The organism is Commensalibacter intestini A911, from assembly GCF_000231445.1.
Classification (GTDB): domain Bacteria; phylum Pseudomonadota; class Alphaproteobacteria; order Acetobacterales; family Acetobacteraceae; genus Commensalibacter; species Commensalibacter intestini.
The window spans coordinates 243,665-256,653 of the sequence record NZ_AGFR01000009.1; the positions used below are offsets into that span (position 1 = coordinate 243,665).

Annotated in this window: 11 protein-coding genes; 7 read left to right on the forward strand and 4 right to left on the reverse strand. The window is 34.3% G+C overall.

Annotated features, from left to right (window positions below; genetic code table 11):
- The first annotated feature begins 80 nt into the window (after positions 1-80).
- Together CIN_RS08275 and CIN_RS08280 are read left to right on the forward strand one after the other, a co-directional pair.
- Entirely contained in the window at positions 81-722 is a 642-nt protein-coding gene (locus tag CIN_RS08275) for an SGNH/GDSL hydrolase family protein (protein ID WP_008854629.1), read from the forward strand.
- 45 nt (positions 723-767) lie between these two features.
- A complete protein-coding gene (locus CIN_RS08280) occupies positions 768-1,202 on the forward strand; it encodes a DUF1090 domain-containing protein (RefSeq protein WP_008854630.1) in 435 nt (144 codons plus the stop codon).
- Between the two features lie 67 nt (positions 1,203-1,269).
- Here the strand turns inward: CIN_RS08280 and CIN_RS08285 are convergent, their stop codons facing one another.
- Complete coding sequence (locus CIN_RS08285) at positions 1,270-1,851, reverse strand: TetR/AcrR family transcriptional regulator (protein ID WP_008854631.1); 582 nt, start codon at positions 1,849-1,851, stop codon at positions 1,270-1,272.
- Positions 1,852-2,003: 152 nt separating this feature from the next.
- On the opposite strand from CIN_RS08285, the gene CIN_RS08290 reads away from it, so the two are divergent.
- From CIN_RS08290 to CIN_RS08300, 3 genes are read left to right on the forward strand one after another with little or no spacing between them, the layout of a single operon-like run.
- Entirely contained in the window at positions 2,004-2,231 is a 228-nt protein-coding gene (locus tag CIN_RS08290; protein ID WP_008854632.1) for a YiaA/YiaB family inner membrane protein, read from the forward strand.
- 24 nt (positions 2,232-2,255) lie between these two features.
- Positions 2,256-5,645 (forward strand): MFS transporter, encoded by a 3,390-nt coding sequence (locus CIN_RS08295; RefSeq protein ID WP_008854633.1) that lies wholly within the window; start codon positions 2,256-2,258, stop codon positions 5,643-5,645.
- A gap of 24 nt (positions 5,646-5,669) precedes the next feature.
- Complete coding sequence (locus tag CIN_RS08300; protein WP_008854634.1) at positions 5,670-6,914, forward strand: NAD(P)/FAD-dependent oxidoreductase; 1,245 nt, start codon at positions 5,670-5,672, stop codon at positions 6,912-6,914.
- Positions 6,915-6,994: 80 nt separating this feature from the next.
- On the opposite strand, the gene CIN_RS08305 is transcribed toward CIN_RS08300, so the two are convergent.
- The 3 genes from CIN_RS08305 to CIN_RS08315 are packed head-to-tail and all read right to left on the reverse strand — an operon-like array spanning position 6,995 to position 10,862.
- Positions 6,995-8,596 (reverse strand): UxaA family hydrolase, encoded by a 1,602-nt coding sequence (locus CIN_RS08305; RefSeq protein ID WP_008854635.1) that lies wholly within the window; start codon positions 8,594-8,596, stop codon positions 6,995-6,997.
- Between the two features lie 26 nt (positions 8,597-8,622).
- Entirely contained in the window at positions 8,623-9,933 is a 1,311-nt protein-coding gene (locus tag CIN_RS08310) for an MFS transporter (RefSeq protein ID WP_008854636.1), read from the reverse strand.
- A 35-nt stretch (positions 9,934-9,968) separates the two neighbouring features.
- Positions 9,969-10,862: a dihydrodipicolinate synthase family protein gene (locus CIN_RS08315; RefSeq protein ID WP_008854637.1), complete on the reverse strand. Its 894-nt coding sequence runs from the start codon at positions 10,860-10,862 to the stop codon at positions 9,969-9,971.
- Positions 10,863-11,260: 398 nt separating this feature from the next.
- On the opposite strand from CIN_RS08315, the gene CIN_RS08320 reads away from it, so the two are divergent.
- Both CIN_RS08320 and CIN_RS08325 read left to right on the forward strand, forming a co-directional pair.
- Positions 11,261-11,917 carry a class II aldolase/adducin family protein gene (locus tag CIN_RS08320; RefSeq protein WP_008854638.1) on the forward strand — a complete coding sequence of 219 codons (657 nt, stop codon included), beginning with the start codon at positions 11,261-11,263 and terminating at the stop codon, positions 11,915-11,917.
- A 40-nt stretch (positions 11,918-11,957) separates the two neighbouring features.
- Entirely contained in the window at positions 11,958-12,902 is a 945-nt protein-coding gene (locus tag CIN_RS08325; RefSeq protein WP_008854639.1) for a carbohydrate kinase family protein, read from the forward strand.
- Positions 12,903-12,989 lie beyond the last annotated feature (87 nt).

Consider the following 12,989-nt stretch of genomic DNA (forward strand, 5'->3'; position numbering starts at 1 on the left):
ATATTTTTATTTGAAATCTTTCCCTTGATTTTGCCTTTTTTTTATCATTAACTTAAGTTAATAAAAAATAGGAAAATCAAATGAATAAAAAAACGATTTTACTTTATGGTGATAGTAATACACATGGCACCAAACCGATGTCTAGTTTTGGTAATGATGAACGTTTTCATGAAAATGAACGATGGGGTGGGATATTACGTCATAATCTAAAAGAACAGTTTAATATTATCGAAGAAGGGTTGCCTGGGCGCACAACTGTCCATGATGATCCAATCGAAGGTCCGCATAGAAACGGGCTTACCTATTTACGGCCTTGCTTAAAAAGCCACTTGCCTATTGATATTATTGTATTAATGTTAGGTACAAATGACTTAAAATCTTTATTTCCAGTATCAGCAGAGCATATTGCTCATTCGATTGAAAAGCTAATTTTAGAAATTATTGCTTGTAATGTGGGCCCTAATGGAAATTGTCCAGAGCTTGTACTATTATGTCCACCACCTATTCAAGAAGTAGGTATATTTAAAACATTTTTTGCCGGTGGTGCAGAAAAATCAAAACAACTTAGCCATTATTGTCAACAAATCGCTAAAAAACATAATGCTGTTTTTTTAGATCTTGCCCCAATTATTACGGTTAGTAATATTGATGGCATTCATTATGATCAAGATCAACATATTAAACTGGCACAAGCGGTTCAACAATTAATAGAAAATCTATAAACACTCTTATTTTTATTTCTATATTTTCATTAGGAGGTAACCTTTATGTTAAGATCAATACTAAAAGTCAGCGTATTTTCAACCTTATTTATAATCTCAGTTCCGGCTTTTGCGGATACACATTATCATTTTGAAACTTGTAAAGAAAAAGCTGCAGCGCTTGAAATACAAGTCTCTTATGCTCAACAAAATAAAGATCAGATTAAAGTAACGGAATTACAATCAAGGTTAAATGATCTTCAAACACACTGTAACAATACAGATCTACAAAAAAAATATCAAAAAAAGATCAATGAAAAACAACAAAAAGTAGATCAAAGGACTCAAGAGTTACAAGAGGCTCAACAAGACGGTAGTAAACGTAAAATTAATAATAAAGAGGCAAAACTAACCCATGCTAAAAGTGAGTTAAATGAAGCTCAGCAAGAGTTTCAAGTTTTTCAAAATAAAATAAACACGAGTCACCTTAGTTCAAAATAAACAACGTTAAGATATGCATAATCTTTATTATTAAAAGTTGTGTATATCTATTTTATTAGCAATGGTTTTACTCTTTCATCATCAAAGAAACTAATAAACAAATCCTATTTTCAACATCTTGATTAGTGCCACCGAGGCGTTGATCTAATCCCAAAACAACAATTCCATGTACAGATTCATACATGGTTCTGGCTAGCATAATATTTTGTTCTTGATTGGTCATATCTTTCGAAAATAAGGTTGTGATTTTTAAAATTAAATTACTACGTATTTCTAAATATTCAGCAGGTAAGTCTCTCTGAGAAGGACGTAATGCAAATAAAGCTTCCCATTGATTAAAATAATCCCGAGCATAGGTAAAATAGGCCAACGCCAAAGAGGTTAAACGATCAAGCACCTTTTCTTTTTGTTCTGCTTGAGATTGAGCAAACATATAATCGCCCATTTCAACCAAGGTTCTGGTATTTACAGCAAGTACGACATCTTCCAATCCTGTAAATAAATAGCCTAAAGCCCCCAAGGCACAACCGGCTTTTTGGGTAATGGCACGAACAGTACATTTTCGAATACCTTCTGTTACAATGATCGATTGTGCAACATCCACTATTTTTTTACGCAACTCTTCTGGATCTTTACCCTTACGTCCCATTAATCCCTCCGTAATTAATTTTCTCCTTTATGCACTGTATGGATCAAAAACAAAAGAAATAATTTTTATATTGAACGACGTTCAAAAAGTTCTTGCATTTTCTTTTAAAATGTATTTAATGAACATTGTTCAATATAAATAAGGATTCTCACATGTCTAAACAATCAAATACAACAACAACGAATAGCTGGGTTCTCTTTACATGGGTTAGTTTCATCATCGCTATTATTGCAATGACATTGGCAGTCATCTATATGCCTATGGATCGATGGCTTAAAGGATATCTTGCATTATCTAGTTTATTTCTTATTCAATCTTCTATCTCCTTATCCAAAACGCTGCGTGACCAAGCAGAAACTCAATCAGATCTAACCGAATAAATTTTATCAATAGAGGCAATGACTATGCCAAATACACAACATACATCTCAACGCTCTTTATGGTTCTTATGCTTGGCACAATCTTGTGGAGTCATGAATGAAAACATGATTAAAAATGCAATGCTCGTTATGGCATTATTCGTCATGGGATATCAAAATACTGGATTAACAGCCATTGCTGGTGGATTATTTATGTTACCCTATGCTTGTTTTTCAGCCACCGCTGGACAAATAGCAGATAAATTTTCTAAAAAACACGTCATGATTGCCGTGAAAACCATTCAAATCCTGTTAATTCCAATCGCTTTTGTTGGGTTTCTCTATCAACACATCACTTTTTTGTTGGGATGTTTATTCTTATTCGGTACTGCCGAAGCATTTTATTGTCCTCTAAAATACAGCATCATTCCTGAAATTGTCGAACCACGCAAACTCCTCTTTGGAAACGGCCTTATCGAAACATCTACCTTTATTGCTGTTCTCATTGGAATGTTGGCTGGCGGATCTATTATTCTATTTCCTAATGGTCTGTATTGGATTTGTGGTGGTGCTTTTATTCTAGCAATAATGGGGCTTGCATCTGTATTTAAAATTGCTGATGTGCCACCTGCTGATCCGAATATCAAACTCAATATCAATATTTTCAAAGAAACATATTCTACCATTATCCTAACACGTAAAAACCGTTCTATTTGGTTATGTGTGCTTGGAATCTCATGGTTTTGGACGATTGGCTCAGTCGTAGGTGCTGGTATCTTTGATATCTCCACACAAATTATCAATCAAAATGGCCAATATTTAACCAATATCTTTATTTCATGTTTCTCTATTGGCGTTGCACTGGGATCTATTCTTTGTTCTAAATTGTTAAAAGGAAAAATTACCGCACGTTTTGTACCGATTGCAGCCATTGGTATTTCTTTATTTTGTCTTGATTTTGGTCTGGCAGTGGCGTCTATTCATACAACACAAACTCTATCTCACTTTATAACTTCTTTTACAGGAGCTCGTATCCTTATTGATCTGACTTTAATGGCAATATGTTGTGGATTTTACTCTGTACCACTTTATGCAATTATTCAGGAAAAATCTCCTAAAAGCAGTAAAGCTAGAATTATTGCTGGTAATAACATTATCAATGCGATGATGATGGTTATCGGTTCAATCATTTGGGCAAAAGTAAATGCTTATGGTGTTTCTTCTGCTTCTCTTTTTATCTCTCTCTCTATCATTAATTTATTTGTGGCAGTATTTATTATGCGTTTTTTTACAGCTAAAATTATTCAAATTATTTTTAAAATCTATTTTAAAATTTTTCATAAAGTCACCGTCGAAGGTTTAGAAAATTTTGCTAAAGCTGGTGATAAAGTAGTCATCATTTCTAACCACACCTCTTTTGCAGATGCTAGCTTACTATCTTGCTACCTTCCTGAACAACCTGCTTTTGCAATTTATACAAAAACAGCTAAAAAATGGTGGGCTCGTCCTTTTCTAGCATTTGTAAAAACTTTTGAAGTTGATATTCATTCCCCTTACTCTATCAAAGATATGGTTAGTGCTGTTCGTGATAAAAATCAAAAATTAGTAATTTTCCCCGAAGGACGTTTAACAAAAACGGGAAATATTATGAAAGTTTACGAGGGCGCTGGGGTTGTTGCTTATAACGCCAACGCAAAGATATTGCCTATTTACATAAATGGGTTACAATTCAGTATTTTTGGACGCATGAAAGGAAAATTGCCACTTCGTTTATTCCCACGCTTATCAATTACGATTAAACAACCCATTGATTTAAATGATTATCTTGATCCAACACGCTCCCATCAAGACAATAAAAAACAGATTGGTCAAATCTTAGAGAAAATTATGATTGAGACTTCCTTTGCTGCAAAAAACACTGAGAAAACACTTTTTCAAGCATTACTTCATGCAAAGGATACCTATGGTAAACAAAGCGAGATTATTGAAGATATTAATCGTGAGCCATTTTCTTACGAACGTATATGCTTAGGAGCGATCTTATTTGGTAGAAAAATAGAAAAAGAAACAAGCCTTGGTGACTATGTTGGGTTATTATTACCAACATCTTGTGGCGCGATTGTTTCTTTGATGGCGATCTCTGCTGTTGGTCGTGTGCCACATCCTATGAATGTTTCAACAGGCACCTCAAATATTTTAAATATTTGTCAGACTATTCAAGTTAAAACCGTTATTTCTAGCCGTCTTTTTATTAATAAAGCCAATTTACAAGATCTTGAAAAGGCACTGCAAGAAACTGTTAAAATTATTTATTTAGAAGATATCGTCAGTAGTCTGACTTTAGCAGATAAAGTCAAAGCAAAATTAGACTTACTATCTCCTGATCGTTTGCCTGGCATGAATGCTTCTTATCAATCTCCAGCAGTTGTTTTATCAACCTCAGGATCAGAAGGACATCCAAAAGCAGTTGTCCTAAGTCATCATAATATTTTAACCAACTGTCAACAAGTTGCTTCTGTTATTGATTTTAGCTGTGCCGATCATGTTTTTAACGCGATGCCTATTTTCCACTCTCTTGGATTAACGGGGGCAACATTACTTCCTTTATTTTTTGGGGTAAGAACGTTTCATTACCCTAATCCTTTACATTATAAAAATGTGCCGTCTTTAATTTATGATGTTGACGCGACCATTTGCTTTGGCACAGATACATTCCTAAATGGTTGGGCAAAATATGCAGATCCTTATGACTTCTACGCAATGCGTTACATCGTAACAGGTGGTGAAAAAGTTAAAGAAGAGACCCATAGACTTTATGCAAATAAATTTGGCGTGCGTATTTTTGAAGGATATGGTGCAACAGAAAGTTCTCCTGTCATTGCGCTGAATACACCTAAAAATAACCGTTCAGGGACGGTGGGGCAATTCTTACCTGGTATTCAACATCAAATTACTCCTGTGCCTGGAATAAATAGTGGCGGCAAATTGTTCATAAAAGGCCATAATATTATGATGGGTTATATGTTACATACTAATCCTGGTGTAATCCAACCTGTTCCAGAGCAATGGTATGATACAGGGGATATTGTCAATATTGATAAAGATGGCTTCGTGACAATTTCAGGTCGTGTCAAACGTTTTGCTAAAATTGCAGGTGAAATGGTTTCCATGACTGCGGTTGAAACCATTGCTGATAAAATATGGCCAGAAGCAATCAATGCTGTGATTAATTTAACAGATGACAAAAAAGGGGAGCAACTCTTACTTGTCACAACACAAGCAGATGCCACGCTTGATCCATTATTATCTTATAGCAAAGAACATGATATCGCAAAAATCATGCTTCCTAAAAATTTAAAAATTATGAAAGATCTTCCTTTGTTTGCAACAGGGAAAATTAACTATCCAGAGCTACAAAAGCAATTACAATTGTAAAAAGAATATGGAGAGATTGATATAATGAAAAAAAAACAAATCGTTGTTTTAGGAGGAGGGATTGCAGGAATTGAATTCCTAGTCAGAATTACCAAGAGGATTGATCATTCTAAGTATGAATTATGCCTGGTTGATAAAAATGAGTTCCATACTTGGAAACCAATGCTCCATACATTTGCAGCGGGAAGCGCATCTTTGCAAGAACAAGGTATGTCTTTTTTAATTCAAGCAAAACGGCATAATTTTACTTTTCAACCTGGTGAAGTTTCTGAAATTAATACAGAGAAAAAAGAAATTATTCTGGCTCCTTATATTGATCAACATGACGATGAAATTTTACCACAAAGATCTGTAAAATATGATTATCTCGTGATGGCTTTAGGCAGCAAAGCCAATGATTTTAATACTAAAGGTGTCGATGAATTTGCCTATACAATTGATGATGTTGGCTATGCGCTTGAATTTTACGAAGATTTAAAGAAATATATTATGCAATCCACGATTTTGCATACTAAACATCACGTTGTGATTGTTGGGGCAGGGGCTACGGGTGTTGAACTTGCAGGAGAGATTGCCCAAACCTTACAGCAAGCCTCACAATATACAGATCATGACTTTGATAAACATATTGATTTAACGATTATTCAATCTGGAGATAGAGTGCTTCCTGGATTTAAAAGAAAAATAAGCAAATCTGTTCAACAGACAATGGATAATATTGGGGTTAATACGTTGCTTTCTACCCGTGTTGTAGAAGTTACAAAAGATCATGTTGTGTTAGATTCTGGTAAAACTTTACCTGCAGATCAAGTTGTATGGACAACAGGAATTAAAGCAACAGACGTGACAGGGGATATTGCAAAGACTGAGCGCTCTAAAAATGCACAATTTATCACAAATGAACAATTTAGATTACTGAATCATGAAGATATTTTCGTTATTGGTGATTGTTCTTCTAGGCAAAATGCGCCTTTAGCACCTACCGCACAAGTTGCTCGTCAACAAGCAATCTACCTCAGTGCTAACTTTATGAATCTCATTAACAAAGTGCCTCATATCCCTCCATTTGTTTATAAAGATTATGGTTCTTTAGTTAGTGTTGGACGATATGGATCTTTTGGTAGCTTTGGTGCAAATGCACATATCAAAGGTGTGCTGGCTCATTTGGCACATGTATTCTTATATCGTAGCCATCAAATCAATATCTTAGGTGCCTTTAAAGGGATCTGTGCAATTTGTGCAGATTTCTTACGCTCTTTCTCAAGATAGAAATACTCAATATAAAAAAAAGATAGAGTTAATTAATGACTCTATCTTTCTTTTTGGGCATTAATATCAATGGAACATTCTTATAAATCGACAGAACGTTTCCAGAAAATAAAATCAAATTGTTCTAAACGATCTGCTTTGACTTGATAAGAACCACTAGCTGTTTCAACAACGCGTTTTAATAGACCTTTACTAACTTCAGGCAAAGGTTTTCCCTCAATAATTTCCCCACAATCAAAATCAATCATATCATTTAAACGATTGGAAATTTCGCTATTTGTTGCAATTTTAATTACAGGTACAATTGGATTTCCCGTTGGTGTTCCTAAACCTGTAGAAAATATAACAACATTACATCCAGCAGCAACGAGACCAGTCACCGCCTCAACATCATTCCCTGGTGTACATACTAATGATAACCCTTGGTTAGCCATAGGTTCACTATAATCACAAACTTCTACAACAGGAGATCTACCACCTTTTCTAGCCGCACCAGTTGATTTAATCGCATCCGTTATTAAGCCATTCGCAATATTGCCAGGGCTTGGATTATCGGAAATGCTGGTGCCAAAAAAATTTGCTGATTTTTCATAAGTTTTCATTAAATCAAGAAATTTTTGTTTATTTTGAACTGTTATACACCTATGAACAATATCACCTTCGGCACCACATAACTCTGGAAATTCTGATAAAGCAGATGATCCACCCAATGCAACAACCCAATCTGAGACCAGACCCATCGCAGGGTTAGCAGAAATTCCTGAAAAACCATCAGATCCACCACATTTTACGCCAATTTTCAAATGAGATAATGGTACATTAACACGTGTTGTATGGGGAACTTTTTTCATAGCATTAAATGTTTCTTTTAATGCGGCTTGCATCATAGATTCTTCACTCTCCCACTCTTGTTGCCTATAATATAATGTCGGTTTATTAAAGTTTGGATTTCGTTTATCTAAAGCTTCCTGAAAAAATTCGCGTTGTGCTTTTTCACATCCTAAAATAAAGACTGTAATCCCTACAACATTGGGATGATCCGCATAAGCAGCCAAAATATCGCACATCGCTAAACTATCTGATGCTGTCCCACCACAACCACTGGTGACGGTAATACATCTTACGCCTTCAATATGAGGAAAAGGTTTTTTAATTTTAGGAGTAGATGGAATCTTATTATTCGTCAGCTCTAATGCAAACTCTTTTAACGTATTTTGTTTTGAATATCCCAAAACCTCATTTAATGTATCTGTTAGCTTTGTCACATTACGATTTTGACAAAAAACAAGTGGAAAAACTAACCAATAATTTGCGGTTCCAATGCGACCATCTTCCCGCTTATAACCTAAAAAATGATCATTTTTGTGTGCAGTAACATCAGGTTTATTCCATTGATAAGGCGTTTCATTTTCAAGAGACACAGGAGCCGCATAATGACGCAAATTTTCTGTTGTAACCGCTTCACCTTTAGCAATAGGTTTTGTTGCTTTACCAACAGCTGTTCCATATAAGCTTACCACACCATCAACAGCAATTGCTTCTGTTGTAAATTTATGTTTTGCTTTAACATCTGTTGTTAGAACAACTTCTTTGTTATCAATGATAAAAGATTCACCTTTTTTTAAATCTTTTAAAGCAACAATTAAATTATCAGTGTCCTCAATTTGCAAAATTTTTTGCATTGATCAATTACTCCTTAAAATATTTTTCATGCTTCAATCGTTTTATAATTATGCTTTGAAGCATAAGATAACATTAGAATTAAAAAAGTGCAGAAAAACGCAATTATTGATAGTGTATATAACCCTGCGTAATTATTATGCATGAGTAAATCTATTTGAACACGCAAATTAGGTGCTATAAAAGATCCAACACCTCCAATTGTTGTGCAAAAGCCAATACCAGCAGCCAAAGCAGGACCAGATAGAATTTGTGAGGGTAATATCCAAAAAATAGGTTGAACAGATAAAAAGCCTATTGCACTGCAACTTAATGCAATGATTGCAATCAGAGGATTAGATATCGTAGAAAAGAACAATCCAAAACCAGCTAACACCATACATAAAGCAGCAATAGTAATACGATGATTTGTATAATGATCAGCTATACGTGGAATATAATAAACACCGAAACCTGAACAAATCCACGGAATAGCGGCAATTAAAGAGGCTTCAAATCCCGTTTGAGAACCGATTAAAGATGCAACTTGAGAAGGAAGAAAAAACATTAATCCATAAACAGCTACTTGTATAAATCCATAAATAATTGCAAGACACCAAATGTTTAAATTTTTAAAAGCAAGAAATATCGATGAAGTTTGTGTAACTTGTTCTTCTTGTTGTAATTTTTTATTTAAAATATCTTTTTCTTTTTGCGTTAAAAAACGAGCTGAAGACGGAGAATCATCCAAATAATATAATGCAAATGCTCCTAAAATAGCCCCTATACCGCCTTCAACAATAAACATCCAACTCCATCCTTGAAGACCTAAAAGATGCATTTGTATCAATGCACCAGATAAAGGTGAACCAATACTAAGCGCTAACGGAACACATAGTATAAAGGTAGCAATCACAGATCCTTTCACTTTGTTGGGAAAATAGATTGAGGCCAGTAATAAAATGCCTGGGTAAAATCCTGCTTCAGTCATCCCTAAGAGAAAGCGCAAAATAATAAACTCAATATTATTCTGTACAAAAGCTGTTGCAACAGCCACGCCACCCCATAAGATACTTGTAATTCCTAACCATTTGCGTGCACCAAATTTATTTAATAATAAATTAGAAGGCACACCAAAGATAGCATAAGCTACAAAAAAGATACTTGCTCCAAATGCATACGCACCATCAGATAATCCGATATTTGCTTGCATTACATCTTGAGCAAAACCAATATTAACACGGTTAATAAAAGCAAAAAAATACAATACAAACATCAAAGGAACTAAACGTTTCCAAATTTTATCAATGGCAACATTTAAGGTTGGGTTTGTGTATGATGCACGTTTAATCATCATCATTCCCCTTTATAGATGTAATAAACTACATAATAATTTTAAATTGGAAAATTAACCTTACTCAAAATTTTCTTAATTTCTTTAACTTGATCATCATTAATACAATTAAAAGGAGGATATGAATCATCATATTTAATAATATTTTTTAATTGCAATATTTTCTTAAACACAGAGATAAAAGGATTATTAATATTATTAAGTGCTATTAATTGATCAACAATCTTTTGATGATTAGCAATGGCTATTAAATCTTCATCTGCAAAAGCTTTCATCCAAGATTGAACAAATTCTGGGAACATATTGGATAATCCACCAATACATCCATCACCACCAGATAAAATATTATGAGCAAAGTTATTATCAAAACCAGAAAATACTTTAAAATGAGGTATTTCTTTTTTTACAATTTTAATAACTTCGCAAGTATGATTCATATCGCTAATTGTATCTTTCATTCCCACAATATTTTGATGTTTATCAGCAAGCTTTAAACATGTTTGTGGAGAAATAGAATATCCTGTGCGATCAGGAAAATTGTAAAGAAAAATATTAGCACTGGTTTGACTGGAAATAGCGCTGTAATAGTCATATATTTCATTTTCAGTTAATGAAAAATAATAAGGGCTAATAATCATCACTCCATCTAAACCAACTTCATGTGCATAATTAGCCAATTCTATTGATTCTTGAAAATCCATACGACTAGTGCCTGCATACACTTTCATATTTTCTTTTGGAAAAGATGCCGCTAATTTAATAAGTTGTTTTGATTTTTCTACATTTAGAGAAAAAAATTCTCCAGTACTCCCCATAACAACAAATCCAGAAGTTTTATTTTTTAAAAAATTATAAACTTTTAAATTCTCTTCATTATCAATCCGTTTTTGAGGATCAAAAATAGTAACAACAGGGGTAATATATTGACTTTTCATCTTAAATTAATCCTTAAAATAACAACTGATATTGCTAATCTTTTTATAAAAATGTCCAAAATGAACATTGTTGTCTCATAGAAAGAATCTATTTATTATTTTGGATAATCTATAAAAGTATTCATTTAATGAGTGTAACATAACAAAAGTAATGATAAAGTAACGAATATGCGATTGATAGTAATCGGATAGTTTGAAGTAGATTGTTTATAATTTAATAATCATCCAAGATTATTCTTTGATACAAAATTTAAGTAAACTTAACGTTATTAAAGTAATCGTTATTTCTGAATTTGTCTAAGACCAGATACTCTGCATCTTAAGGCACAATCCATTATAAAATAATATTTTTAATGGACTGCTGGTATTTGAAACAAATTAAGATCAAGAGTGATTTAATGTCTCATAATTTTTCTCCCGCTGAACTCGAAAAACGTTGTGCTATTATCGAAGCATGTCTTGAAATGAACCATCTTGGGATTAATCAAGGGACTTCTGGCAATATCAGCGTTCGTCATGAAAATTATTTATTAATTACCCCCACCAGTATTCCTTATAAACAATTAAAACCAGAGAGCATTGTAAGAATGGAAATGGATGGTTCTGTTCATGGTCCATTAAAACCATCGAGCGAATGGCGTTTTCATTTAGATATTTTGAATGCACGACCAGAGATTAATGCAGTTGTGCATGCACACCCTACATACTCAACCATTATCTCTATTATGGGTATGGAAATCCCAGCCATTCATTATATGATTGCTGTTGCTGGAGGAGAGAATATCCGTTGTGCCCCTTATGCTACTTTTGGCACAGAAGAACTCTCTCAGCATGCGTTAAAGGCACTCGAGGGACGCAAAGCCTGTTTACTGGAGCATCATGGAATTATTGCCGTTGGAGCAAACTTATCCAAAGCATTATGGTTAGCAGTAGAAGTTGAGACCCTTGCCAAGCAATATCATGGTGTTTTGCAACTTGGAAAACCTAGAATTTTATCTCACGATCAAATGGCTGGCATCATTGAAAAAATCAGTAATTATGGCCATGTCGACTAACTAAATTACCCAATATCACTTATAAAGAAAGGAATAGAATATGCCTCGTTTTGATGTAAGCTCAATTGGATTATGTGATGTTGATTTATTAGGTCGCCCCATTACGCATATTCCTCCCGAAGGCAAATTAGAACTCATTAATCAGATCCGAATGACCGTTTCTGGCACTGCGGGTGCAACAGCGATGGATTGCGGTATTTTAGGTGTTTCTGTACAAGGTGTTTTTACCGTCGGTAAAGATGATCTTGGCGATTATATTTGTTCTAAACTCACAGGATTTGGCGTGGATTGCTCCCTTATTAAAAGAACAGATAAAGCACAAACATCTGCATCTATTTTACCTATCCCAAAAAGTGGTGGACGTCCTGCTTTACATGTCACTGGGGCTTCGGCAATCTTTAATGTTGATGAATCTGAATATGATGCTGTTTTGGATGCTAAAATTATTCACGTCGGTGGAACTGGTCTTTTACAATCTTTTGATGGAGAACCAACCGTTCGCCTGCTGAAAAAAGCCAAAGAATTAGGAAGAACCACAACATTTGATTTAATTGGTGCAAGTGCAAAAACATTTGCACTTGTTGAGCCTTGCCTACCTTATATTGACTATTTTATTCCTAGTATAGAAGAAGCTGGCGAAATGTCTGGCTTAACAGATCCAAAAGCGATTGCACAATTTTATAAAGATCGTGGCGTTAAGAATGCTGTACTCACAATGGGTGGAGATGGTGTTTATGTTTCTCCAGAAACAGGTGAAGACTTTACTTTACCAGCTTATGATATCGAAGTTATCGATACGACAGGATGTGGAGACAGTTTTAGTGCAGGCATTATTGTTGGATTAATCAAGGGATGGGATTTATATCAATCTGCACGCTTTGCTTCTGCTGTTGCCGCAAAAGTCGCAATGGGACTTGGATCTGATGGCAAACTTGTTTCTTTTGAAGATACCATTCACACAATGAACACTCTAAAAACGAAATAAAATTATTCAAAAAAACGCCATTATTTTTAATAAAACTTATAGATTAAATGGACAAATTGAGTATTCTAAAAAGAGGAGTATTTTTAA